Source organism: Haloferax sp. Atlit-109R (assembly GCF_003665865.1).
Lineage (GTDB): Archaea > Halobacteriota > Halobacteria > Halobacteriales > Haloferacaceae > Haloferax > Haloferax volcanii.
In genome coordinates this window covers 1,572,148-1,595,838 of record NZ_QPLO01000001.1, presented here as the reverse complement: position 1 = coordinate 1,595,838, position 23,691 = coordinate 1,572,148, and the positions used below count along the sequence as shown (strand labels likewise).

Annotated in this window: 28 protein-coding genes, 2 tRNA genes and 1 pseudogene; 18 read left to right on the top strand and 13 right to left on the bottom strand. The window is 67.3% G+C overall.

All coding sequences use genetic code 11. From position 1 onward, the window contains the following. A complete protein-coding gene (locus tag DVK03_RS08370) occupies window positions 1-1,458 on the bottom strand; it encodes a DHH family phosphoesterase (RefSeq protein WP_004041579.1) in 1,458 nt (485 codons plus the stop codon). A 132-nt stretch (window positions 1,459-1,590) separates the two neighbouring features. Here DVK03_RS08370 and DVK03_RS08365 point away from each other — a divergent pair. Both DVK03_RS08365 and DVK03_RS08360 read left to right on the top strand, forming a co-directional pair. After that, window positions 1,591-1,664, top strand: a tRNA-Lys gene (locus DVK03_RS08365). A 116-nt stretch (window positions 1,665-1,780) separates the two neighbouring features. After that, window positions 1,781-2,011 carry a hypothetical protein gene (locus tag DVK03_RS08360; protein WP_115802684.1) on the top strand — a complete coding sequence of 77 codons (231 nt, stop codon included), beginning with the start codon at window positions 1,781-1,783 and terminating at the stop codon, window positions 2,009-2,011. On the opposite strand, the gene DVK03_RS08355 is transcribed toward DVK03_RS08360, so the two are convergent. Next, window positions 2,012-2,263 (bottom strand): hypothetical protein, encoded by a 252-nt coding sequence (locus DVK03_RS08355; protein ID WP_004041577.1) that lies wholly within the window; start codon window positions 2,261-2,263, stop codon window positions 2,012-2,014. A 120-nt stretch (window positions 2,264-2,383) separates the two neighbouring features. Here DVK03_RS08355 and DVK03_RS08350 point away from each other — a divergent pair. Both DVK03_RS08350 and DVK03_RS08345 read left to right on the top strand, forming a co-directional pair. Next, window positions 2,384-3,677: pseudogene (locus DVK03_RS08350) on the top strand (MFS transporter). Between the two features lie 123 nt (window positions 3,678-3,800). Continuing rightward, on the top strand, window positions 3,801-5,258 hold the full coding sequence (locus DVK03_RS08345; RefSeq protein WP_115802683.1) for an alpha/beta hydrolase family protein: 1,458 nt from the start codon (window positions 3,801-3,803) through the stop codon (window positions 5,256-5,258). Window positions 5,259-5,273: 15 nt separating this feature from the next. On the opposite strand, the gene thrS is transcribed toward DVK03_RS08345, so the two are convergent. Continuing rightward, on the bottom strand, window positions 5,274-7,205 hold the full coding sequence (gene thrS, locus DVK03_RS08340; RefSeq protein ID WP_115802682.1) for a threonine--tRNA ligase: 1,932 nt from the start codon (window positions 7,203-7,205) through the stop codon (window positions 5,274-5,276). Window positions 7,206-7,412: 207 nt separating this feature from the next. Here thrS and malQ point away from each other — a divergent pair, with 207 nt between their 5' ends. The 4 genes from malQ to DVK03_RS08320 all read left to right on the top strand — a co-directional run bounded on the left by malQ (window position 7,413) and on the right by DVK03_RS08320 (window position 11,457). Continuing rightward, window positions 7,413-8,903, top strand: a complete 1,491-nt coding sequence (gene malQ / locus DVK03_RS08335; protein WP_115802681.1) for a 4-alpha-glucanotransferase — start codon at window positions 7,413-7,415, stop codon at window positions 8,901-8,903. Window positions 8,904-8,969: 66 nt separating this feature from the next. Next, window positions 8,970-9,914, top strand: a complete 945-nt coding sequence (locus tag DVK03_RS08330; protein WP_115802680.1) for a mechanosensitive ion channel family protein — start codon at window positions 8,970-8,972, stop codon at window positions 9,912-9,914. Between the two features lie 126 nt (window positions 9,915-10,040). Continuing rightward, a complete protein-coding gene (locus DVK03_RS08325; RefSeq protein WP_004041571.1) occupies window positions 10,041-10,955 on the top strand; it encodes a DNA-3-methyladenine glycosylase in 915 nt (304 codons plus the stop codon). A 61-nt stretch (window positions 10,956-11,016) separates the two neighbouring features. After that, the gene (locus tag DVK03_RS08320) at window positions 11,017-11,457 is read left to right on the top strand and encodes a DUF555 domain-containing protein (protein WP_006600225.1); all 441 of its coding nucleotides are present in this window, start codon (window positions 11,017-11,019) and stop codon (window positions 11,455-11,457) included. Between the two features lie 181 nt (window positions 11,458-11,638). On the opposite strand, the gene DVK03_RS08315 is transcribed toward DVK03_RS08320, so the two are convergent. Then, complete coding sequence (locus DVK03_RS08315; RefSeq protein ID WP_004041569.1) at window positions 11,639-11,875, bottom strand: UPF0058 family protein; 237 nt, start codon at window positions 11,873-11,875, stop codon at window positions 11,639-11,641. 268 nt (window positions 11,876-12,143) lie between these two features. On the opposite strand from DVK03_RS08315, the gene DVK03_RS08310 reads away from it, so the two are divergent. Next, a complete protein-coding gene (locus DVK03_RS08310; RefSeq protein WP_004063154.1) occupies window positions 12,144-12,551 on the top strand; it encodes a translation initiation factor IF-2 subunit beta in 408 nt (135 codons plus the stop codon). A 56-nt stretch (window positions 12,552-12,607) separates the two neighbouring features. Here the strand turns inward: DVK03_RS08310 and DVK03_RS08305 are convergent, their stop codons facing one another. The 8 genes from DVK03_RS08305 to DVK03_RS20510 form a co-directional block, all read right to left on the bottom strand. Then, entirely contained in the window at window positions 12,608-12,787 is a 180-nt protein-coding gene (locus DVK03_RS08305; protein ID WP_004041567.1) for a hypothetical protein, read from the bottom strand. A gap of 98 nt (window positions 12,788-12,885) precedes the next feature. Continuing rightward, complete coding sequence (locus tag DVK03_RS08300) at window positions 12,886-13,884, bottom strand: transcription initiation factor IIB family protein (RefSeq protein WP_004041566.1); 999 nt, start codon at window positions 13,882-13,884, stop codon at window positions 12,886-12,888. Between the two features lie 221 nt (window positions 13,885-14,105). Next, window positions 14,106-15,089 carry a magnesium/cobalt transporter CorA gene (corA, locus tag DVK03_RS08295; RefSeq protein ID WP_006600226.1) on the bottom strand — a complete coding sequence of 328 codons (984 nt, stop codon included), beginning with the start codon at window positions 15,087-15,089 and terminating at the stop codon, window positions 14,106-14,108. Further along, window positions 15,086-15,241 carry a hypothetical protein gene (locus tag DVK03_RS20045; protein WP_004041564.1) on the bottom strand — a complete coding sequence of 52 codons (156 nt, stop codon included), beginning with the start codon at window positions 15,239-15,241 and terminating at the stop codon, window positions 15,086-15,088. Before DVK03_RS20045 ends, corA begins: the two co-directional genes overlap by 4 nt. Window positions 15,242-15,301: 60 nt before the next feature. Further along, window positions 15,302-15,928 carry a DUF6517 family protein gene (locus DVK03_RS08290; protein ID WP_004041563.1) on the bottom strand — a complete coding sequence of 209 codons (627 nt, stop codon included), beginning with the start codon at window positions 15,926-15,928 and terminating at the stop codon, window positions 15,302-15,304. Between the two features lie 127 nt (window positions 15,929-16,055). Beyond that, window positions 16,056-16,427, bottom strand: coding sequence for a hypothetical protein (locus DVK03_RS08285; RefSeq protein ID WP_004041562.1), 372 nt, complete (start codon window positions 16,425-16,427; stop codon window positions 16,056-16,058). A gap of 38 nt (window positions 16,428-16,465) precedes the next feature. Beyond that, the gene (locus DVK03_RS08280) at window positions 16,466-16,888 is read right to left on the bottom strand and encodes a hypothetical protein (RefSeq protein WP_004063157.1); all 423 of its coding nucleotides are present in this window, start codon (window positions 16,886-16,888) and stop codon (window positions 16,466-16,468) included. Further along, window positions 16,885-17,019 (bottom strand): rubrerythrin-like domain-containing protein, encoded by a 135-nt coding sequence (locus DVK03_RS20510; RefSeq protein WP_115802679.1) that lies wholly within the window; start codon window positions 17,017-17,019, stop codon window positions 16,885-16,887. The genes DVK03_RS08280 and DVK03_RS20510 overlap by 4 nt, the downstream gene beginning before the upstream one ends. A 111-nt stretch (window positions 17,020-17,130) precedes the next feature. Here DVK03_RS20510 and DVK03_RS08270 point away from each other — a divergent pair, with 111 nt between their 5' ends. The 6 genes from DVK03_RS08270 (at window position 17,131) to DVK03_RS08245 (ending at window position 21,245) form a co-directional block, all read left to right on the top strand. After that, on the top strand, window positions 17,131-17,973 hold the full coding sequence (locus DVK03_RS08270) for an NOP5/NOP56 family protein (RefSeq protein ID WP_115802678.1): 843 nt from the start codon (window positions 17,131-17,133) through the stop codon (window positions 17,971-17,973). Further along, entirely contained in the window at window positions 17,970-18,614 is a 645-nt protein-coding gene (locus DVK03_RS08265) for a fibrillarin-like rRNA/tRNA 2'-O-methyltransferase (RefSeq protein ID WP_115802677.1), read from the top strand. Before DVK03_RS08270 ends, DVK03_RS08265 begins: the two co-directional genes overlap by 4 nt. A gap of 168 nt (window positions 18,615-18,782) precedes the next feature. Beyond that, entirely contained in the window at window positions 18,783-19,859 is a 1,077-nt protein-coding gene (locus tag DVK03_RS08260) for a glutamate--cysteine ligase (RefSeq protein ID WP_115802676.1), read from the top strand. Between the two features lie 67 nt (window positions 19,860-19,926). Beyond that, a complete protein-coding gene (locus DVK03_RS08255; RefSeq protein WP_004041557.1) occupies window positions 19,927-20,391 on the top strand; it encodes a winged helix-turn-helix domain-containing protein in 465 nt (154 codons plus the stop codon). Window positions 20,392-20,508: 117 nt separating this feature from the next. After that, window positions 20,509-21,009 (top strand): phosphopantetheine adenylyltransferase, encoded by a 501-nt coding sequence (locus DVK03_RS08250; RefSeq protein WP_115802675.1) that lies wholly within the window; start codon window positions 20,509-20,511, stop codon window positions 21,007-21,009. Window positions 21,010-21,038: 29 nt separating this feature from the next. Then, a complete protein-coding gene (locus DVK03_RS08245) occupies window positions 21,039-21,245 on the top strand; it encodes a hypothetical protein (protein ID WP_115802674.1) in 207 nt (68 codons plus the stop codon). Between the two features lie 11 nt (window positions 21,246-21,256). On the opposite strand, the gene DVK03_RS08240 is transcribed toward DVK03_RS08245, so the two are convergent. After that, on the bottom strand, window positions 21,257-21,565 hold the full coding sequence (locus tag DVK03_RS08240) for a cyclin (protein WP_004041554.1): 309 nt from the start codon (window positions 21,563-21,565) through the stop codon (window positions 21,257-21,259). A gap of 106 nt (window positions 21,566-21,671) precedes the next feature. Between DVK03_RS08240 and DVK03_RS08235 the strand changes: the two genes are divergently transcribed. From DVK03_RS08235 to dacZ, 3 genes are all read left to right on the top strand, one after another. Further along, window positions 21,672-21,754 (top strand) — tRNA-Leu (locus tag DVK03_RS08235). Window positions 21,755-22,402: 648 nt separating this feature from the next. After that, entirely contained in the window at window positions 22,403-22,765 is a 363-nt protein-coding gene (locus DVK03_RS08225; protein ID WP_004063165.1) for a group 1 truncated hemoglobin, read from the top strand. Window positions 22,766-22,881: 116 nt separating this feature from the next. Further along, on the top strand, window positions 22,882-23,691 hold the full coding sequence (dacZ, locus tag DVK03_RS08220; RefSeq protein WP_004063166.1) for a diadenylate cyclase: 810 nt from the start codon (window positions 22,882-22,884) through the stop codon (window positions 23,689-23,691).

Genomic DNA, 23,691 nt, shown 5'->3' with positions numbered 1-23,691 from the left:
CTAACTCCCGTTTCCGCTCTCGCTGCCCTCGACGCCCATCGCACGGAAGAGCTTGCGCTTTACCGCCTCTTCGGTGAGCTGCAAGAGCGTGTCGCGGTTGTCGTCGTTGGACTCGATGCCCGTGAAGATGCCGAGCGGAATCTCGACCGACCCCTGCGTGGAGTGGCCGCCGGCCTCACCGATGCCGGTGAAGGCGTCGCTCAGAATCTTCCCGATGTTCATGCGGATGTCCTTCGACCGCGCCGCGAGGTAGATGGTGTCGTCGGCGATGCCGAACACCGCCGTCGTGGTGATGCCCTCCAGATTGAGGAGGTGCTGGGCCGCCTGCGTCAGCGCGTCGCGGTCGCGGATGAACCCCGCGTTCGAGACGAGATGCGAGCCCTGTACGTCGCGGTTCTGGATGGCCTCGGCGAGCACGTCCAGCGTCTCCGGCGACATCGACGGCGACTCCACTTTCTCCAGGGTATCGTGGTCAGCGAAGGGGTAGAGATACGCCGCCGCGGTCAGGTCGGCGGGCGTCGTGTCGCGCTTGAAGTCGAGCGTCTCGGCGCGAATCCCGTAGAGGAGCGCCGTGGCGACCGCCTGCGACGGGCTGAGGTCGAACTCCTGGATGTACTTCGTGAGAATCGTCGAGGTCGACGAGACGTTCGGTCGCACGTCGGTAAAGCGGGCGTCGATGCCGTCGTCGGGTTCGAAGTGGTCGATAAAGACCGTGATGTCGGCGTCGCCGAGGTCGGGCATTCCCGACTTCATGTGGTCGACGAGCGCGACCGCGCCGTACTCTTGGAGCGGCTTCGAGTCACTCCGCGGGGTGAGTTCGATGCCGAGGATGTTCACGAACGCCCGGTTCTCCTGATGGCCCATATCGCCCGAGTAGAGGATGTCGGCCTCGACGTCGTACTCGCGGGCGATGGCTTGGAGGGCGACCGCCGAGGCGAGCGAGTCGGGGTCGGGGTTGTCGTGGGTGAGGATTGCCATCCCGTGGTCGGTGTCGCGCAGGATATCGGCCAGTTGGCGGGCCTTGTATTCGAGTTCGCCGGACTCGACGCTTCGGAGCGCGGAGTCCGCGATGACCTCGGAGGGGTTGATGACCACGTCGGCACCGAGCTTCGTCAGTTCGTCCTCGGAGACGGGGTCCGAAGCGCGGACGACGATGAACTGGTCTTCGTCGCGGTCGCGGATGGTCGAGACGGCGGCCTTGTTGGCCTCGACGTCCGACGAGAGGATGAGAATCACGTCGCGTCCGACGACGGCGTCGGCGAGCTCCGGGTCGGCGATGTCCGTGGTCTGCGCGTTCAAATCCTGATCGCGCAGGGCTTCGACGCGGCTTTCGTCCTTGTCGAGGATGAGGACGTCTTTTCCCTCGTCTGTCAGTTCCTCGGCGACCGCGTGCCCGACGCTCCCGCAGCCGAGTATCGCGTACGTAGACATCGAGGAAATGCTGACCCCTGCACTCATCGTTGCCCGCTACTCCGGTCGGCCGACACTTAACACCCACCGTTTGTTCGTTGTTTCTTGCGTGTGCGTCCCTGCCGTCGTCGTGCAGAAAGGAAAGTCATTTTACCTACCGGCAGTTACGAGAGATTGCAAGGGCCGGTAGCTCAGTTAGGCAGAGCGTCTGACTCTTAATCAGACGGTCGCGTGTTCAAATCGCGTCCGGCCCATTCCTTCACCTCAGACTCACTCCGGTAGTCGGAACTCCGTCTCGACCGTTCGTGTCGGATAGCCGACTCGCTCGCACCTTCGGGTGTTTTATGCCCCGCTCCGAACGCTACCGACTATGAACCAGAGCGACAGGACCGAACTGGTCCTCGTCTTCATCACGCTTCTCGTCGCCATCGTCTTCGGCCTGGCCATGGGCATCGGGGACCGCTTCGACGCCGACCGGTTCGTCGCCGCGCTCACCCCGGACCTCGGGGTGTTGTTCGGGGCCGATGTCGTCGCGGGCGCGGTGCTCGTGGCGCTCTTCGGCGGTCTCGCGGTCGGTGCGAAACTGCTGTTCGACTCCTGACTACCGCCCGAGCGCGACCCACGAGTTCCCGCGGCCCGGCGACGGCGCGAGTCGAAGCGGGAACTCCGACTCGGTCGTCGCCGAGGCGAGTCGCTCCCGCAGGCCCGAACTCGCACACCCCACCACGGTTCGCAGTTCTCCGGTTTCGACCACGCGGACGGTCATCGCGCCGTGGTCGTTCATCTCCCGCTCGACGCGGACGAGGCGCGTCTCCGCACCTCTCGCCGCCGTCTTTCCACCCACCAGCTCCATGCTAACATATCTCTCGTCGTGAGTGATAAAGCTCACCGCCGTTATTCGCGGGGGCTTTAGGCCGTCCGCGGCGACGGCCGGTTCCGGAACTTCTTTTCGCCGGTTGGCCGCACACAGCCCATGGACCGCACCCGTCTCAGATTCTGGACGTTGTATCTCACTCGGTTCGCCGGGGGGTTCGGCTTCATCACGCTCGTCACCCTCCTCCCGAAGTACATCAACGAACTCGACCCGGGTGCGGTCGCCGTCCCCGAACTCGCGCTCGGCGGGCTCGCGCTCGGCGGGTTCTCCCTCTCTCGTGGCTTCGTCATCGGGATGTTCACCACCGGCTTCACGCTCGCCCAGACCGTCGCCGTCGTGCCCTTGTCGTGGGCCGGCGACCGCTACGACAAACGCCTCGTGCTCGCGGGGACGGTCGGCCTCGGCGCGGTCGTCTACGCCGCGTTCCCGCTCGTCGACTCCAGTCTCTCGTTTATCCTCGCGCGGGCCGCACAGGGCGTCGCCGTCACCGGCGCGGGGCTGATGTCGCTCGCGCTCGTCGGCGAACTCGCCCGCGAGGGAACGCGCGCGAACCACATCGGGAAGGCGAACGCCGCCCGCTTCGCGGCCTCCATCCTCGGCAGCGTCAGCGCCGGTATCCTCTACGACCTGTTCGGCTTCACGCCCATCTTCATCGTCATCACGATTCTCCTGACCATCGCCGTCGTCGCCATCTGGGTGTTTCTCCCGCCGGACGAGACCCGCATTCGCGGCTTTCCGTTCACGGACCTCGCGCTCAACGAGCGCATCCTGACGATGGCGACGTTCCGCGTCCAGTACGCCGTCGCCGTCACCCTCGTTCGGACGTGGGTCCCCATCTACGCCGGCGTGTCGGCGGCCTCCGGCGGTCTCGCCTACGGCGGCATCGCCGTCGCCGCGACCGTCGTCGCCGAGAAGTTCACCAACATGCTCTGTCAGCCCTACACCGGGCGCGTCTCCGACGGCTACGGCCGCGCGCGGTTCGTCTTCGTCGGCGGCGGCCTCTACGGCCTCATCGCGCTCGCCGTCCCCTTCTCGCCCGCGGTCGGCGAGGCGCTCGCGCTCCCCGCGGCGTTCCCCGTCCTCGGCCCGCTCTCGCCCGCGTTCCTCCCGCTCGTCGGCCTCGCGGGTCTGCTCGGCGTCGCCGACAGCCTCCGCGAACCGGCCAGCATGGCGCTGTTCGCCGACGAGGGCTCCGGCGGCGCGGGCGTCGCCAGTAGCTTCGGCATCCGCGAACTCCTCTGGCGACCCGGCAGCGTCGTCGCGCCCCTCCTCGGCGGCTACCTCATGGCCGAAGTCGGCATGGAGTGGGTGCGCGACGGCCATCACCGGCGTCCTCGCCTTCCTCGCGGCCCTGACGTGGTCCCACGGGACCGACGCGCTCACGGCGTGGTAGGACTTCGTGCGTTTTGTATCGTGGTATCTGATTTATTCTGCCCCGGCCGGACTTCTCCCCGCCCGTTCCCACTCCCCGACAGGCGGGCCTAGGGTCATTATCGTGTCACTCGTATCACACGGTATGGACCACCTCGAAACCCCGGCGGTACACCGGTTGCTCACTTCGCCCGCCGGCCGACTGTTGACCTCGCGCCCGTTCGAGGCGTTCAAGACCCGCTCGCTCCCCCGCGAGTTCGGCGTCGTCCGCGCTCGCGCCGCGGCCGACGTGGCGCTCTCGGAGGGCCCGGAAGCGTTCCTCCGCGAGGTCGGCGCGCCGCCCGCGCCGCACCTCCACGACCGAATCGAACGCGCCCTCGTGCGGTACGCCCGCCTCCGCGGCGCGTACGACGAGACGATGGACCGCTGGGAGCGCGTCTTCTGGGGCGACGGCGAGTCGACGCCCGACGAGCGCGTCGCCGTCGAGCGAGAGCGCCGCGAGGTGTCGGAACGGCGGGCCAAACCGACCGACATCTTCGGCTTCCTCTCGAAGGAACACCTCGTACCGCCGGTGAAGTTCGAGACACCCCCGCCCGAGGACGCGCGGACCCGCTGGCACCACGAACTCGCTGAACCCGAGCGGCTCTACGGCTTCGTCGAGTCCAGCGCGGCCGAGGAGTTCCCTCGCGTCGAGCGCTCCGCGACCGTCCGCGGGCCGGGAACCGTCGAGTACCTGCTTCGCTTCCGGTCGCCCTCGCCGCACCTCAGCGACCGGGCGACCGCGCGGGTGTACGAACCCGTCGACATCGACGCCAACACAGACGGCGACGTCGACCTGCCGACGCTCGTCTTCCACTCCGGCTGGGGGATGTTCGACGACCAACTCACCTACTGGCCCGAAGAGGAGTCTGTCGCCCGCGCGCTCGTCCCGGAGGGCTACCGGGTCATCCTCCCCGACGCGCCGTGGCACGGCCGCCGCGAGCTACTCGGTCGATACAGCGGCGAGCCCTACATCGCCCGCGCGCCGGTCGGCCTGTTCACGCTCTACTCGGCGGCCGCGCTGGAGACCGCCGTCCTCATCGACTGGGCGCGGACCGAGGGCGCGCCGGCTGTCGGCGTCGGCGGCGTCAGCCTCGGCGGGACCGTCGCGCTCCACGTCGGCGGCCGGTGCGGCGACTGGCCCGAGTCGATGCGCCCCGACCTGCTGTTCCCCGTGGGAATGCCCGGCGCAATCGACCAGACGCTCCTCGCGGGCGGCCTCACGAAACTGCTCGACATCGACGACGCGCTCGACGCGGCCGGCTGGACCGGCGCGGCGCTCCACGAGTTCGCGCCGCTGTTGAATCCACCCAAAACGCCGTGTCTCGCGCCCGAACGCGTCTTCTCGTTCGTCGGCAGCCGCGACGAGATGGCTCCCGCCTCGACGGCCCGCGCGCTCCTCGACGAGTGGGGCGTCCCGCGGCCGAACCGCCGCGAGTGGGACTGCGGACATTTCGGCGTGCTCGCACACCTCATCAGGGACGAATCGTTCCGAACGACGGTCCGGCGAGAGTTGGACGCGGCGGCGCGGGACCGCCGAAACAGAGAATCAGTTACCGCCTGAGCCGACTGCCGGACCTCACTCCTCGTCGGCGAGGAAGTCGGGTTCCGTGCGCTTTTCGTCGTATTCGCTCCGGAGGTGGTCGCGGAACGCCTCGACGCTCACGTCCTTGGCCTCGCGTTCCTTGCGGTCGCGGACGGAGATGGTTCCGTCTTCTTCCTCGTCGCCGCCGACGATGACCATGTACGGGACGCGGTCGGTCTGGGCCTCGCGAATCTTCCGGCCGAGCGTCCACGAGCGGTCCTCGATGTCGACGCGGAAGTCGTTGAGTTCGTACTGGAGCTTCTTCGCGTACCCAATCTGGTCGTCCGAGATGGGCAGGATGCGGACCTGCTCGGGCGCGAGCCAGAACGGGAACTTGCCGTTGAAGTGCTCGATGAGGACCATGAAGAAGCGCTCGTAACTGCCGTAGAGCGCGCGGTGAATCATCACCGGCTGGTGGTCCTCGTTGTCCTCGCCCGTGTAGGTGAGGTCGAAGCGGTCGGGCATGTTGAAGTCGAGTTGGACCGTCGGACCGTCCCACTTGCGACCGAGGGCGTCCTTGAACGCGAAGTCGATTTTCGGCCCGTAGAACGCGCCGTCGCCGGCCTCGATGCCGTAGTCGATGCCGCTGTCGTCGAGGACCGCGCGCAGTTGCGTCTCGGCCTGCTCCCAGATTTCGTCGCTGCCGACGGACTTCTCGGGACGCGTGGCGAGCGCGACTTCGGCGTCCAGCCCGAAGGTGTCGAACACCGTTAGGATGTTGTCGATGATGAGGTTGATTTCGTCCTCGATCTGGTCGGGGCGGACGAACAGGTGGCCGTCGTCGATGGTGAAGGACCAGACGCGCGAGAGGCCCGACAGCTCGCCGCGCTGTTCCTTCCGGTAGACCTTCCCGTCCTCGAAGTAGCGCACCGGCAGGTCGCGGTACGACCACGACTGCTGGTCGAAGATGGTCGCGTGACCGGGGCAGTTCATCGGCTTCAGGCCGTACTCCTCGTCGTTCACGTCGAGGAGGAACATGTCGTCGACGTAGTTCTCGTAGTGGCCCGACTTCTTCCACAGCTCCGTCCGGAACAGGTGGGGTGTCTCGACGGGGTCGTAGCCCGCGTCGAGGTTGAGCTGTTTCGCGTAGTCCGCGAGCTCGTCGAGGATGCGCTTGCCGTTGGGCTGGTACAGCGGCAGACCCGGCCCCGTCGTCTCGTCGATGGCGAACAGGTTCAGCTCCTGGCCGAGCTTCCGGTGGTCGCGCTCCTTGGCCTCCTCGCGCATCTCGAGGAACTCTTCGAGGTCGGACTCGGACTCGAACGCCGTGCCGTACACCCGCGTCAGCGTGTCGTTGTCCTCGTCGCCGCGCCAGTAGGCCGCGGAGATGTTGAGGAGCTTGACCGCGCCGATTTCGCCCGTCGATTCGACGTGCGGACCCTTACAGAGGTCCTCGAACTCGCCCTGCTGGTAGAACGAGAGCTCGTCGTCGCCGGCGGCCTCCTCTTCGAGGATGTCGCGCTTGTAGGGGTTGTCGGCGTACTTCTCCAGGGCCTCCTCGCGGTCGACGAGGACGCGCTCGATGTCGAGGTCCTCCTCGATGATGTCGCGCATCTCGTCTTCGATGGCTTCGAGGTCCTCCTGTTCGAGGTCGACGCTCGTCACGTCGTAGTAGAAGCCGTCGTCCGTCCACGGGCCGATGGTTAGCTTGGCCTCGGGGTGGAGCCGCTGGAGGGCCTGCGCGAAGACGTGGGCCGCCGAGTGGCGGAGCACGTCCAGATACTCGTCGGACTGGTCGGTGACGATGACGAGGTCCGCGCCGTCGTGGAGCGGCGTCTCCTTGTCCACGAGTTCGCCATCGACGACGCCGGCGACGGTGTCCTTGCCGAGGCCGGGGCCGATTGCGAACGCGGCGTCTCGCACCGTCGCACCCTCCTCGACGGAGAGTTCCGTCCCGTCGGGGAGGATGACAGCGATATCACTCATACGCGCACGGAACGGACGGGGGAGAATAAGTGTTGTTGAGACGGGCGCGTTCGACGCCCGCTCGCGGCCGGTTTCGTGCGATTTGCTAGCACAACTGTGGCGGCGTCGGCGGCCTGACTCGGTTCCCGCCCCCGCGGTCGCGCCCTCGTCGTCGGCTCGCCGTTTCGACCCAAAGTACCAATTGGGTCGCCCGCGGACCCTGTGGGTATGCGACTTTCTCGACAGAGCGGGGTGTTCATGCACGTCACCTCGGTCCCGGGGCCCCACGGCATCGGCGACCTCGGCGACGGCGCGCGCGCTTTCGTGGACTTCCTCGCCGACGCCGAACAGTCGATGTGGCAGTTCTGCCCCCTCGGGCCGACCGAACCCGCCATGGCGAACTCGCCGTACCAGTCGACCTCCTCGTTCGCCGGCAATCCGCTTCTCATCGACCTCACCGACCTCGCGGACCGCGGGTGGCTCACCGACGCCGACCTCGAACCCGTCCCCGACTTCGACCCTCACGCGGTCGACTACGAGCGCGTCGGCGAGTACAAGCGCTCGCGGCTCCGCGCCGCCTTCGACCGCTTCGAGGCCGAGGCCACCGAGGACGCCCGCGCGGCCCTCGACGCCTTCCGCGAGCGCGAGGCCGGCTGGCTCGACGACTACGCGCTGTTCGCCGCCCTGAAAGACGAGTTCCGGCGGGCGTGGATAGACTGGCCGACCGAGTTGAAGACCCGCGACCCCGACGCGCTCGCCGACGCCCGCGCCGAGTACGCCGACGAGATTCGCTACCGCGAGTTCGTCCAGTTCTGCTTCGACGAGCAGTGGCGCGCCCTCGCCGACTACGCCGACGAGAAGGGCATCACCCTCGTCGGCGACCTCCCCATCTACGTCGGGCTCGACAGCGCCGACGTGTGGGCCGCCCCCGAGGCGTTCGACCTCACCGAGTCGAACGAACCCGCCGTCGTCGCCGGCGTCCCGCCGAACCCGGACGACGCCGGCCAGCGCTGGGGCAACCCGCTGTACGACTGGGAGACGCTCCGCGAGGACGGCTACGGCTGGTGGCTCGACCGCCTCCGCCGGCTGTTCGACCTCGTCGACGTGACCCGCATCGACCACTTCAAAGGCTTCGACGAGTTCTGGGCCATCGACGCCGACTCCGACGACCCCGGCGACGGCGAGTGGCGCGACGCGCCCGGCCACGACTTCTTCGAGACGGTCGAGCGCGAACTGGGCGACCTCCCGTTCATCGTCGAGGACCTCGGCTTCCTCGACGCCTCGCTCGTCGACCTCCGCGACCGGTTCGCCTTCCCCGGCATGCGCGTCCCGCAGTACGCCGACTGGTGCCGCGAGGGCGACATGTACCAGCCGATGCACTACCCGGAGAGCTCCGTCGCCTACACCTCGACCCACGACACCGACACGTTCGTCGGCTACTACCGCGACCTCGACGACCGCACCCGCGACTGCCTTCACTACAACATCGGCGCGGACGGCTCGGAGATTCACTGGTCTATCATCGACGCCGTCTGGAACTCCGCGTCCGTCCTCGCGTTCACAACCACGCAGGACCTCCTCGGGCTCGGCTCCGACGCCCGGTTCAACACCCCCGGCACGCAGACCGGTAACTGGGAGTGGCGCGTCACCCGCGAAGGCCTCGACGACGGCGTCGCTGACCGCCTCGCGAGCCTCACGGACCTCCACATCCGCAACTGAAGCGGCCGGCGACTCTCGCCTCGGTTCGACTGCACCTTTTTCAATCGTCCACCCGACGGCAACGGTATGTCTCGCCGCCTCGGCCTCGGCGCGTTCGCCGCCGGGCTTCTCGCCGCGGTCCTCTCGGCGCTCGTCCGCGCGACGACCCCGCTTTCGGAGTTCGACGTACCCAACGCCGACCTGTTTCTCTCGACCGGGCTGTCGGCCGCCGCGGTCGCGCTCGTCGCCTACGGCGTCTACCGCTTTCTCACCGCGTTCCTCGTCGCGCGCATCGCGGACCGCCGCCGCGCCCACGACGTGCGGAACGTCCTGCGACTCGGGGTCGGCGGAATCGCGCTCGTCGGCGTCCTCGGGGCGTTCACGGACCAGTGGCTCGGCGTGTTGGTCTCCTTCGGCGTCATCGGCTTCGCCGTCACCTTCGCGCTCCAACAGCCGATTCTCTCCTTCATCGGCTGGTTTTACATCCTCGTGAGCCGCCCCTACGCGGTCGGTGACCGCGTCAACATCGGTTCGGTCTCCGGCGACGTGGCCGAAATCGACTTCCTCGTCACGACGCTCTGGGAGACCGGCGGCCCCCTCGCGTCGAACCAGCCGACCGGCCGGACCGTCACCGTCCCGAACTCGCTGGTCCTCTCCTCCGAGGTCGTCAACTACGGCGCGCTGTTCGACCGCGTCTGGACCGAGATACCCGTGCAGGTGTCCTACGAGACGGACCTCCCGTTCGTCCGCCGACTCCTCTTGGACGTGGCCGACGAGGAGCTCGGCGACGACATGGACGCCGCGATGAAACGCTACCGAGACAGGCTCCGCGAGTCGCCGCTGGACCTCGATGTGGCCGACGGCCCGACCGTCAACGTCGCACAGGAGGAGTCGTGGGTCGTCTTCCGACTCCGCGTGCTCGTCCCGCCGACCCGCGCCCAGCGCGTCAAAAACCGGCTGTACGAGCGCATCCTCGACCGACTGGGCGACCACCCGGACCGCGTCAGCTTCCCGGTGAGTCGCAACCGCTGAGCGCGACGCGGTTCGACGTGGCGCGACGCGGCGCGCCTCGCTCGTCGCCACCCCGCCTCGTCGCCACCCCGCCTCGCCCGCCGGCATCGAAACCCGCAAATCCCCCGCGCCCAACGTCGAAGCGATATGGAGACGGGTGTCATCGACCTCGGGAGCCTCGACGGAGCGTTCGACCTCCAATCGACGCTGGAAAGCGGCCAGTCGTACCTCTGGGACCGCCCCGACGGCCGGATGTACGAGCGCGACGCGGCCCACGGCGGCGACGCGTGGTACCAGACGGTCGTCCCGCCGCTCGACGGCGTCTCCGACGAGTCCGCCGTCGTCAGGGTCCGCCAGACCGACGGCGCGCTGGAGTGGGAGTCCAACGTCGACGCCGTCCCGCTTCTCACCCACTTGCTCCGCCTCGACGACGACCTCGACGCCATCGTCTCGGAGATGCCCGACGAACCGCTGGTCCGGCGGGCCTACGAGGCGTACCCGGGGATGCGACTCGTCCGCGACCCGCCGTTCGGCTGTCTCGTCTCGTTCATCTGCTCGGCGCAGATGCGCGTCTCGCGCATCTTCGGGATGCAGTCGCGGCTCAGAGAGACCTACGGCGAGCGCGTCGAGTTCGACGGCGAGACGTACTTCGCGTACCCGACCCCCGAGCGACTGGCCGAAGCCACCGAAGACGAACTGCGCGACCTCAGCCTCGGCTACCGCGCGCCGTACGTCCGGCGGACGGCCGAGATGGTCGCCACGGGCGAGGCGACGCCCGCCGAGGCCCGCGGCCGCGACTACGAGGACGCCCGCGAGTTCCTGACGACGTTCGTCGGCGTCGGTGACAAGGTCGCGGACTGCGTCCTGTTGTTCTCGCTCGACTACCTCGAAGCCGTCCCGCTCGACACGTGGATTCGGTCGGCCATCGAGGAACATTACCCCGACTGCGACCGGGGGAACTACGCCGACACCTCGCGGGCCATCCGCGAGCGCCTCGGCGGTCGCTACGCCGGCTACACCCAGACGTACGTGTTTCACTACCTTCGCTCAGGCGGGGAGTGAGCGCCACGAGACGGACTGGCAAGAAGGTTGATAGCCTTCGGCACACAACCTCCTCGTACCCATGGACTGCAGAGTCGTCGTCGAGGCCGCGGTCCCGGTGTACGACGTGGAGACCGTCGACGAGGCGATTCGTATCGCCATCTCGAAGACCGGCGAGATGCTCAATCCCGACCTGAAGTACGTCGAGATTAGCATGGGCGCGCGCACCTCGCCCGGCGGCGAGGAGCTTCCCCCCGCCTTTATCGCCGCGGACGAGGCGCTCGTCGCCCTCGAACTGGAGATGACCGTCTTCAACGTCGAACAGGAGGAACACGCCTCGCGCATCGCGCGCAAGGAAATCGGCCAACGCCTCGAAAACATCCCGCTGAAAGTGCTGTCCGTCGACCGCGTCGACGACGAGTCGGTCGAGACCGATGGCGAGGGCGGCACCCGAACCGAAACCGGCGCGTCTGACCCCGACGAAACGCTCGTCGACTTCGACGACCTCGTCGACGGCCGCTGAGGCGTCGGTTCTATCGTCGTCGCTGCGGCGACGCCGCAGCCCCGTTCACAGTTTCTGTTCGCGTGCGGAACTCGCTCACTCTCGGCACGGCGGTCGCTCGGGAGCGTCGTCGCGCGGGAGAGCACGGCGCGGTCGCTCTCGGATGTAGGGTCGTAGAGGAGAACGCGTTTCTTTTCTCGGTTCAGTCGGCTTGCGGTGCGAGCGGCTCTGGTTCGGCCTCGCGCATCGCTCCGGTGATTCCTTTCGCCAGTTTAAACACGGCTGCTTTGTGGTCCGTCTTGGACTTGTGGATGGATGTCGGTCGTACGCCGAGTTCGTTGTACTCGACGAGACTGATTTCCTCGTCCTCCCAGGCCTCAATCTGGGTGTGGACTTCTGCGAGCAGACCGTGCAGGTGGATGAGTTCCTGCTTCTTCATGAGCAACCACGGCTTGAGACCGGAGGGATATAGTATTATCTTGAGTCACGTTAGCATCTGACTCCCTTAAACCGCCGATTATGGGGGTCTCAGCGGAAATTTCGTGTTCGACCGTTTTCAATTGGTTTGTTGTTTCGCCCCGTCGCTAGTGAACGACGGCCGAATATCACGAGTGGTTTATATAGCTATGTAGCCCGCGCGCCGAGCGTCGGTCGCGCGCGTCGGGGGGTCGTGAGAATTTTACGCCGCCGCGCGCGTACTGTCGCGCATGGACTACGACGACCAACTGGACCGCGCGCTCTCGGCGTCCCCGGATGTCGCGGAAGGCGACGACCGCTTCAGCGTCCCGGAGCCGACGGTCCGCCAGGAGGGGAACGTCACGGTCTACGAGAACTTCGCGGCGACCCACGACCGACTCGCCCGCGAGGCGACGCACGTCCTGAAGTTCTTCCAGACGGAGTTGGGCACGAGCGCCCAAATCGACGACCGCGGCCGCGCGCGCTTCACCGGCGAGTTCCGCCAGCGCCGCATCGCCGACGCGCTCGACGAGTACGTCGAGTCGTTCGTGCTGTGCAGCGAGTGCGGGTCTCCCGACACGAAGCTCACCACTCAGCGGGGTGCCGACGTGCTGAAGTGCGACGCGTGCGGCGCGCTCTCAGCGATTCCCGATCTGTAAAAACGAACGTCCGGCGGGGACAGCCCCGTCCGAGAGACGGGCGCTCTGTTCTCTCGCTACTCGAACTGCTTGAGCGTCTGGAGGTCGCGCTCCGTCCGCATGAACTCGGCCGTGCGCCGCGTCGCGCCACAGCTCTGACACGAGTAGTTGTCGCGGTGAGCGGGGAGTTCGGTCGGATTCGTCTCCCAGTCCTTTCCACACTCGGGGCACAACAGGCGGACGAACGCTTCAACCATACCCGGTATATGCTCCGGGAGCGCGGATAAATGTTGTTGCGTGATAGCACGGCCGAGAAAAAGCACGGCTCACGATGCGCCGCGCGCCCACCGATGGCTTACGCGAGCAGGGTGCCGTCTTGGACTTCGAGCAGCTCCTTGTACCGGTTGCGGATGGTGACCTCGGAGATGTCCGCGACCGTCGAGACCTCGCTTTGGGTTACCTTCTCGTTGGTGAGGAGGGCGGCGGCGTAGACGGCGGCGGCGGCGAGGCCGACCGGCGACTTGCCCGAGTGGATGCCGGTCTCCTTCGCGTCGCGGAGGAGCTGGCGGGCCTGTCGCTCGGCCTCGTCGGAGAGGCCGAGCTCGCTGGCGAACCGCGGGACGTACTGCTCGGGGTCGGCGGGCTTGATTTCGAGCTTCAGCTCGCGGACGATGTAGCGGTACGTCCGGGTGAGCTCCATCTTATCGACGCGCGAGACCTTCTCCAGCTCGTCGAGCGACCGGGGAGTTCCGGCCATCCGGGCCGACGCGTACAGCGCCGAGGTGGCGACGCCCTCGATGGAACGGCCCGGGAGCAGGTCGTCGTTGAGCGCGCGGCGGTAGATGACCGAGGCGGTCTCGCGGACGTTCTCGGGGAGGCCGAGCGCCGAGGCCATGCGGTCGATTTCACCGAGCGCCTGCTTGAGGTTGCGCTCCTTGGAGTCGCGGGTACGGAACCGCTCGTTCCACGTGCGGAGCCGCTGCATCTGCTCGCGCTGCCGCGGCGAGAGGGACTTGCCGTAGGCGTCTTTGTTCTGCCAGCCGATGTTGGTCGACAGCCCCTTGTCGTGCATCATCTTCGTCGTGGGCGCGCCGACGCGGGACTTGCTGTCGCGCTCGGCGGAGTCGAACGCGCGCCACTCGGGGCCGCGGTCGACCACGGTGTCCTCGACGACGAGGCCGCAGTCTTCGCAGATGGTCTCGCCGTGTTCCTCGTCGGTGACGAGGTGGCCGCTGCACTCGGGGCAGACCTGCGTTTCGTCCTGCTGCGTTTCGTCTCGCTCTGACTCGCGGGGACGGACGTCCCTGCTCTTTGCGTCGGCACTGTACGTTCGGGTGGTTATCGTGTCGCTCATGGTGGGGTGGAAGGCGCGGATACGTCTCGGCCGGGAAGACCTCAGAAGACGAAAGAATAATCCGGCTTGGACTGGCCTTACCAACAGTAAGTTCGAAAGCCTTATAAAGTTTTTGCCGCTACTGTGCGGGTGAATCGCACGATGTGGGCGCTTTGTCGTCACCTCGACAACGGGAATCGGGGTTCCGCGCGATTAATGGGATAGTATAGCTCTTTCGTCGCTCAGAGCCAGTGTTCCCGGCGGAAGTAGACGAGGAGGACCACGGAGACGAGCGCCATCCCGAGCATCGTCGCCGGGTAGCCGTAGGCCCAGCCGAGTTCGGGCATGTTGAACGCCGACGCGCCGGGGTCGAAGTTCATGCCGTAGATGCCGACGACGAGCGTGAGCGGGAGGATGATGGTCGCCACGACGGTGAGCGTCTTCATCACCTCGTTCGTCGACTGCGAGAGGGTGTTAAGGTAGATATCTCGCGCGCCGCGCGCGAGGTCGCGGTACGTCTCCGTCAGGTCGACCAACTCGACGAGGTGGTCGTACACGTCGCGGTAGTACTTCTCCGTCGCCTCGCGGACGTAGTCGGGGTCGCCGCGGGCGAGCACCCCGACGGCCTCGCGCGTCGGCCACACCGTCTTTCGGAACGACAGCAGGTCGCGCCGGACCGCGTTCAGCCCTTCGAGCACCTCCGGGTCGGGCCCCTCGAAGATGCTGTCCTCGATGAGCTCGATTTCCCCGCCGACCTCGTCCAACAGCCCGAAGTACTCGTCGACGATGCGGTCGATGACGCGATAGCCCACGTAGTCCGGCCCGAACCGGAGCATCCGCGGCTCTTCGCGCTCGATGGCGTTCCAGACGTAGTTTATCGGTTCCAACTCCCGGCGCGTCAGCGTCACGAGCCAGTCGTCACCGAAGCAGAGCCCCACGGGTCTGGTCTGGACCTCCTCTTCGAACACCTGCTCGCCGGCGCGGAGCGTCGCCATTCGGACGAGGACGAACGTGTACTCGTCGTACTCCTCGGTCTTCGGTCGGGCGTCGTTCCGCACGTCCTCGACCGAAAGCGAGTGGATGCCGAACGCCTCGGCGACGCGGTCGAACTCCTCGCCGGTCGTCGCGCGAACCCACGTCGTCCCGTCGGCGTCGCGCGCCGCGTCCAGCGCGGTCTCCTCGTAGGCCGACGCGCCGTCGTCGCGGTAGACGAGCGCCGAAATCACCGCACGTCACCCCCGATGGCCCAGAGCGTGATGCCGACCATGACGGCCGTCACCGAGAACGCCCGCCCCGGATAGGCGGCGAGGGTCCCGACGCCGTAGCCGACGACGCCGAGCGCCGTCACCGCGATACCTGCGGTCCGTACGCGAGTCATGGAACCACCGACCCGCGGCGACGAGAAAAAGGCTCCCCCGAGGCGACTCGCCAGAGCGACCTACGCTTCGGACGGGTGTTCGACCGAGCGAATCAGTTCCAAGACGTTCTCCTCCTCGCCGTCGAGCTGTTGGGGGTACAGCCCGATTGCGACGACGAAGTCCTCGTTGTGCTGGACCTTCGTCACGTGGACGTACACGTCGACTTCGTCCCCGCCGAACCGCGCGGTGGCGCTGTACTTCGTGACGTTGGCCGTCTGTCCGAGCATCTGGACGTTCCGCGAACTGACTTGGTCGACGTCGCTGAGGCCCTGATACCGGTTGTCGACGAGGCGGATGAGGTCGTCGTTCGAGTAGTCGCCGATGGGGCTCCGCGGCTGGCCGGCGACCTCGACCGCGGGCGTCGAGATGACGCTGAACGAACCGAGTTTGGCCTCGCCGAAGAAGCCGAGGTCAAGCGTCTTCTCGTACGTCGTGATGTGGTTGCTGGCGGCGATTTGACGCTCCTGTCCGCCGAACGAGAGCGTGCGGTTCACCGCGAACGTCTCGGTCCCGTTCGTCTCGTAGCCGGCGTTCCCGGCGACGGTCGCGTCCGCCGTGGCCGGCTCGGATTCGAACGTCAGCGTCTCCTCGCCGGTCAGAAAGCCGATACAACCGCTCGTGAGCACGAGTGCGGCGAGCGCGAGCACCGCGACTACGCGTCTGGAACTCATTGCCCCGCCATTTCCCCGCACCCGGCATAAGTTCGGTGGCCGGACGGGTCGGTCTTCGGCGCGGTGCGCGGTGCGGCCCGCGTCGAACGCTGCGGGTTTCGCCTCAGCCGTCGAGGTCCCGCGACTCGTTCTCGCGGCGAATCACGCGGCCGCTGTGGACGTAGTAGGCGGGCGCGACGAACGGGAGCGCGAACGCCGCGCCGAACCAGAGATGTCGGGACGCGCCCCAGTCGATGCCCTGTCCGCGGAGCGACCTGATATCGGCGCGAATCAGCCCCGCGTAGAAGACGTGGGTGACGAGGTAGACTGCGAACGCCGGTTCCGGCCCGATGTACAGCGAGACGACGGTGAACATGACGAAGCCGATGGCGTAGATGACCGGCAGCACCCCACGGTAGCGGCCGCGCGCCGGGCGCTGTTTCCGCTGTCGCTCGCGCTCGACCGCCGTCCCGCGGCGGTACTCGTCGGTGCTCATGTCGCTACGGTGTCCCCCGCGGGGAAAAAGTGGTTCGCTCAGCCGAGGTATTTGACCTCGACCTCGTGCGGGCCGTCGTCTGTCGGGAGCGCGACTGCCTCGCGGAGGTGGTCGCGGACCGCCGAGCGCCACGCTCGAACCGCCTCCGTGTGGCGCTCGTGGTGCGCTTCGACCTCGTACGGGTCCGGTCGCGTCTCGTCGGGTTCGGGGAACGCGGGGGCGTCGTCAGCGACGAAGACCCGCGGCTGGAGGTGTATCGGCTCGGGGTCGGCGTAGTCCGAGGCCTCGCCGCCGGTGCGGTGAATGCGCGCCCGCATCCGCCCGTAGAACGGCGGCGTGACGCGGAGGACGACGGGGTCGTCGCCTCTGCGGTTCGCCTCCAAGGCGGTCACGAGGTCGTCGGTCGTGACTGCGAGCGAGCGGACGGCGGTCGGGTCGGACGACCCGCGCGCGCCGTTCAATCTCCGGCGCGCCGGCGACTCGTCATCGACGTGGGCCGCAGTTCGCCGCTGCACTCGGGGCAGGTCGAACGGTACGACGCGGCGCTCACGGTCGTTTGACACTCACGACAGACGTACGAAGCGCGTTCCATCGAGCATTCGTACGAGATATGGTGTGTTAAAACTTACCACAGAACGACCGGACGGCGGCCCGCGCCCGCGGGTCCGTGCCCTTTTACCCGAACGGGGCGCAATCCGCCAGTATGACAGACGCATGGTTCGCCGGCGCGGACCCCGACGACCCCGAACCCGGGGCGACGCGAGTCCGAACGGGCAGCGCCTCCGCCCCCGCCGACTGGCCGGCCGAGGCCGTCGACGCCGGGTTCGCCGCCGACGAAAGCGATTACTACGCCAAACTCCGCTCGGCGACGCTCGCCGCCGCCAGCGAGGCCGTCGCGGAGCGCGAGCGCGCCGACGACGTGCAGCTCGCCCACGCCGTGCGCGCGATGGACGACGCCGAACGGACCGCGAACGAACTCGCCGAGCGGGTCGTCGAGTGGGCCGGCACGCTCTACGAGGAGGTTCCGCGCGGCCTCGACGGCGTCCGCGACATCGCCGCCCGCGAGCCGAAGACCGCCGCCGAAGAGCGCGTCGTCTCCTACGCCACCCGCGCGGTGGACCTGCTCGACGAGCGCGACGACCTCCGAGTGTTCATCGAGGAGCGCGCGCCCACGACCGTGCCGAACCTCGCCGAGATGGCCGGGCCGGTCCTCGCGGCGCGGCTCATCGCGCTGGCGGGCGGCCTCGAACCCCTCGCCAAGAAGCCGAGCGGGACGGTCCAAGTGCTCGGAGCCGAAGACGCCCTGTTCGCCCACCTGAAGGGCCGCGCCACGTCGCCCAAACACGGCGTTATCTTCACCCACGAGTACGTCCGCGGGACGCGCCCGGAAGACCGCGGGTCCGCCGCCCGCGCGCTCGCCGGGAAACTCGCTATCGCCGCCCGCGTCGACCACTACTCGGGCGACTACCGGCCGGACCTGCACGCCGAACTCACCGACCGGATGGAGACGATTCGCGCCCGCGCCGACGAGGGGGGCGACGAATGAGCGACGACAGTGGCCTCCCCGACGGCGTCGAACGCCGGACGTTCGGCGGCCGCGAGCGCCTCTCGACGCGGGGCGAACCGGTCTACGGCGAACCCGTCGATTCCGACGGCTGGCGCGCGTGGGACGCCGGACGTTCGAAGCTCGGCGCGATGCTCGAACTCGGCATGGACACGGGCCTCGTCGGCGGCGAGTCGGTGCTCTACCTCGGGGCCGCCTCGGGGACGACCGTCTCGCACGTCGCCGACTTCGCCGGGCCGACCTACGCCGTGGAGTTCGCGCCGCGACCCGTCCGCGACCTCGTCGGCGTCGCCGAGGACCGCGACAACCTCTTTCCGCTTCTGAAGGACGCGCGCGACCCCGACTCCTACGCGCACGTCGTCGAAGCCGGCATCGATTGCCTCGTCATGGACGTGGCGACCCGCGGGCAGGCGACCGTCGCCGTCCGCAACCGACAGTTCCTCGCGGACGACGGCCGACTCCTGATGGCCGTCAAGGCGCGCAGCGAGGACGTGACTGCGGAGCCGGACGACGTGTTCGACGACGTGGTCGCTGAACTCGACTCGGCGTACGAACTCCTCGAAACTGCCCGCCTCGACCGCTTCCACGCGGACCACCTCGGTATCGTCGCCCGGTCGAAGTAGGTCGCCGCCGCCGGCTGGCTCCCCGAATCACGGGGGTCGCCGCCGGTGTTGGGCGTCCGCGGAACCATTCGGTCGCTGTCACGTCGTCGGATTCGACCGGCGGCGGTCGTGCGACGCGTTCGCCGGCTCCCACGGTGTTTTTAATTCGGCGCAACTTACGCCGTTGCGATGGAACTAGGGTCGGCGGATGCCTTCGACCGAATGGGGACGCTCGGCGTCGAAGAGGAATTCTACATCGTCGATGCCGACGGCCGCCCCACCTCGGGTATCGACGACTTAGTCTACGGACCGGAACCTCCCGAACCGCTCGCCGGACGGCTCGACCACGAGCTGTTCCAGTTCACTATCGAGACGCAGACGCCGCTCATCGAGGACCCCGACGAGGCCGGCGCGGCCGTCGAGACGGTCCGCGAGGCGCTCGTCGACCACGCCGCGGCCCACGGCTACCGCATCGCCGCGGCCGGGCTCCACCCCGCCGCCAAGTGGCGCGAACTCGACCACGCGACCAAACCCCGGTATCAGGCGCAACTCGACCGGATTCAGTACCCGCAACACCGGAACACGACCGCCGGTCTCCACGTCCACGTCGGCGTCGACGACGCGGACAAGGCCGTCTGGGTCGCCAACGAACTCCGCTGGTATCTCGCGCCGCTCCTCGCGCTCTCTGCGAACTCTCCCTTCTGGAACGGCTTCGACACCGGTCTCGCCTCCGCCCGCGCCAAGGTGTTCGAGAACCTCCCGAACACCGGCATGCCGACCGCCTTCGGCGACTTCGAGGACTTCCAACGCTTCGAGCGCCGGATGGTCGAGTACGGCTCGATAGACGACCGGGGCGAACTCTGGTACGACGTGCGCCCCCACACCGGCCACGGGACGGTCGAAATCCGCACCCCCGACGCCCAGACCGACCCCGAACGCGTCACCGACTTCGTCGAGTACGTCCACGCGCTCGTGTTGGACCTCGCCGACCGCTACGAGGCCGGCGAGTCGGGAACGTCGGTCCGCCGAGAACTCCTCGACGAGAACAAGTGGCGCGCGACCCGCTACGGCCGGGACACGGACTTCATCGCCCCCGACTCCGAGGGCGTGGTGAGCCTCGACTCGTTCGTCGAAACCGAGTCCGACCGCCTCGGCGTCGACGGCCTCCGGTCGCTTCTCGACGCCGAATCCGGAACCGCCGTCCAGCGGCGGATTCACGAGGAATCCGGGCTCGACGGCCTGTGCGAACACCTGACGCTGGACTGAGTCGCACGCCGACGCGCGACAGGAAACATTTTTTAGCGCCCCAGTTTTGACCTTTGCCGTAGCACAAATGTCTGCGGACCAGAGCACAGAGGGGAGCGCGGAGTCGACGGACGAAGACGACTCGGGCGGCGCGGCCGACTGCGCCGTCTCCGAGTTCGACGACGGGTTGGTGGACCTGCTCGCGTGGATTCTCGATACCGAGACCCGCGCGCGAATCTACGTCCACCTCCGACAGCACCCACATTCGACGAGCGAGGAAGTCGCCGAGGGGACCGGCCTCTACCCCAGTACGGTTCGGGAGGCGCTGGCCGAGCTCGCGGACGACGAGACGGTCGAGCGCCGCAAGCGGAAGAGTTCCGGGGCGGGCAACAACCCCTACGAGTACGTCGCCATCGCGCCGAGCGACCTCGTGAAGGGCGTCTCCGGACAGGTGCAGGCGCAGTTGAACGCCGTGTTCAACCTCGACCGACACCTCGGCACCGACCGCTCCGACGAGACCGAACCGGTCACGATTACGGTCCGCGAGGAGTAGCGCGGCGTCCCGACTGCTGCGACGATTCGCGCACCCTCGGAGCCCCCGCTGGCCGCGGGCGTTGGGCCGTTAGGCTAACCCGACCCGCTTAAGTCGCGCCGTACCCACCCCGAGAGTATGCACGTCGCGTTGGGCGGGACGTTCGACCCTGTCCACGATGGACATCTCGCGCTGTTCGAGCGGGCGTTCGAATTGGGTGCTGTCACGGTCGGACTCACGAGCGACGAACTCGCGCCGAAGACGCGACACGTCGACCGCTACGTCCGGCCCTTCGACGACCGCAAGGCCGACCTCGAAGCCGAACTCCGACCGCTCGCCGAGGAGTACGACCACGAGTTCGAGGTCCGCGAACTCGACAAACCGACCGGCATCGCGACCGAGGAAGGCTTCGACGTGCTCATCGTCTCGCCCGAGACGCGGGGTGGCGGCGAGCGCGTCAACGAGATTCGCGAAGAAAAGGGCCTCAAACCCCTCCGTATCGAGGTCGTCGAACACGTCCCCGCCGAGGACGGCGAGCGCATCTCCTCGACGCGCATCGTCTCCGGGGAGATAGACCGCCACGGCAACCTCACGCCCGACCGCGAGGGCCGCGGTCGGACGCCCCCGAGCGACGAATAGTTTTCACGTTTACGGTCGTATCGCCGCCCATGCGACACCCGTTGTTCGCCAGCTTCGCCGTCGGCGTCGTCGCCGCCGTGCTCGTCGGCATCGCCGTCACCGAGGTGGCCTCGCGGTGGATATTCTTCTCGCTTTTCGTCGGTATTCCGGCCGGACTCGTCGCCGGCGTCGTCGCCACCGCGGTGACCTACGCGGTCCTGACTCGTCGGATGGCTCCCGCGCGCTCCTCGGAGTGAGCGCCTCCAAACTACCAGCTCGGCGGTCGGAAGCCGGCCTCCCGGAGGAGGTCCTTCCAGCGCTGTTGGATGCTGAGCCGCGAGACGTCCATCGACTCGGCGACGGCGGTCTGGGAGCGCTCCTCGCCGGCGATGAGCGCGCCGGCGTAGAGGCTGGCGGCGGCGACGGCCTGTTTGGAGCGCTCCTCGTCGGGCAACTGGGTGAGAAACATGTCCGAGGCGTACGAGCGGGCCTCGCTGCCGAGTTCGAGGCCGTCGGCGGCGGCGTCGATGCGGGCCAGCCACTCCCGGTTGTCTCGCTGGTCTCGGGCGCTGTACATGGTCGTCGTTGCGGCCGCGGGAGCATAATCCCCGCGGCGGGCGCTCGTGACGTTTATATATCGTTGCGGGAAATGTGCGGTCGAAGGGCGGGCGTCGCCCGATTGCGCGCGGGTAGCCAAGTGGCCAAAGGCGCAGCGCTTAGGACGCTGTGGTGTAGACCTTCGCAGGTTCGAACCCTGTCCCGCGCACTGAGCGAACGAAGTGAGCGAGGGAGCAGACAGGTTCGAACCCTACGAGACGAGCACCGCGAGTCTCGGCCCGGTTCGAACCCTGTCCCGCGCATTTTCTGTCCGACGCGGACGCGAACGGCGAAGCCGTGAGCGACAGCGAGGACGAAAATCGCCACGGAAGAGTTCGAATCAGGGAGCAACGCGGAGCGTTGCGACCGCGGTTCGAACCCTGTCCCGCGCGTTTCGCGTACTGGACAGTGCTATCCGTCTTCCGTGGCTGCGAACGTGACAGCGAGGAATATCCACCCGAGTGCCATGTAAACGACGAGTTCGAGTCGGAAATAGTCAGAGAGGCGAAAGGGACCCGGCGTAAACAGTGGGGTGTAAATCAGCGCCGAGAGGATGAGAGCGACCCCCGCGATAACAGCGAATCTCGCCGTAGTGTTCACGCCCGAGATACTGACAACTGTGCTATAAATTTGTCCCCGGTCGTATCCCGGAACTCGACGTAGTATCTTGATTCTACGGACTCAGACCCATCTCCGGAGAATTCAAACAGAACTACCGGAACTTCACGTACTCCCACTTCAACTTCCAATCCACTCTTAAATACCCCGCATACGTTCGGAGGAAACCTTACCGTCGTGGTGTCCAACTCCCCGACGAATGCCTGCGCAGTCACTCTACGCTCGCATCGGCGGCCGTGAGGCCGTCGAAGCAGTCGTCTCGGACTTCTACGACCGCGTCCTCGCGGACGATTCGGTCGCCCACTACTTCGACGACATCGACATGGTCGAACAGCGCGCCCATCAGGTCAAGTTCATCAGCGCCGTCGCGGGCGGTCCCGTCGAGTACGACGGGGCCGATATGCGGGCGGCCCACGACCACCTCGACCTCTCCGGTGAGGACTTCGACGCCATCGCCGAGCACCTCGCGGCCGCGCTCGACGAAAACGGCGTCGCCCCGGAAGACGCCGACGCGATTCTCGACGAAGTCGCCGCGCTCAGAGCCCCGATTCTGGGGCAGTAGGTCCCGTTCGACCCCCTTCCGGGAGACTCAGTCGCCGGTTTCGACCGGCCGAATCGCGCACGCCACGCGTCAGACGCGACACAACCCTTTTTCTCACCCGGTGTCTCTCTCCACCAATGGCGGCGTTATCCGAATTATTGGGCGACCTCGTGGCGGACGTCGATGGGTTGTTTCTGTTCACGCCGAGCAGCTCCCACTACGAGCAGTTCGCCGAGACGGACGTTCCGACGGTGGTCATCGCGCCGGAGAACACGGTCGAAGCAGAGACGTTCGTGGAGTTGCCCCTGCAGTTCCAGAACGTCAAAGACCGCATCCGCTTCGGCGTCGAAGGCGCGATGGAACAGAGCATCGTCGAGGCCGGCGACACCATCGCCTGCAACGTCGGCATCTTCGGCGGCGACCCGGACTCGCTCGTCCGCGTCCGCGTCGAGGAGAACATGCGGTCGGGCATCTACGACCTCTTTGCGAACTCGCGGGCGGACCCCGGCGTCATCCGCGATGTGTTCGAGGTGGCCATCGAACTGGGCAAGAAAGGGCAGAAAGGCGAACCCGTCGGCGCGCTGTTCATCGTCGGTGACGCGGGCAAGGTGATGAACAAGTCGCGGCCGCTGTCGTACAACCCCTTCGAGAAATCCCACGTCTACGTCGGCGACCCCATCGTCAACGTGATGCTCAAGGAGTTCTCGCGGCTCGACGGCGCGTTCGTCATCTCCGACTCGGGGAAAATCGTCTCGGCGTACCGCTACCTCGAACCCTCGGCGGAGGGCGTCGACATCCCGAAGGGGCTGGGCGCGCGCCACATGGCCGGCGGCGCTATCACCCGCGACACCAACGCCACGGCCATCGTCCTCTCGGAGTCCGACGGGCTCGTCCGGGCGTTCAAGGGCGGCAAGATGATTCTCGAAATCGACCCGGAGGCGTACTGA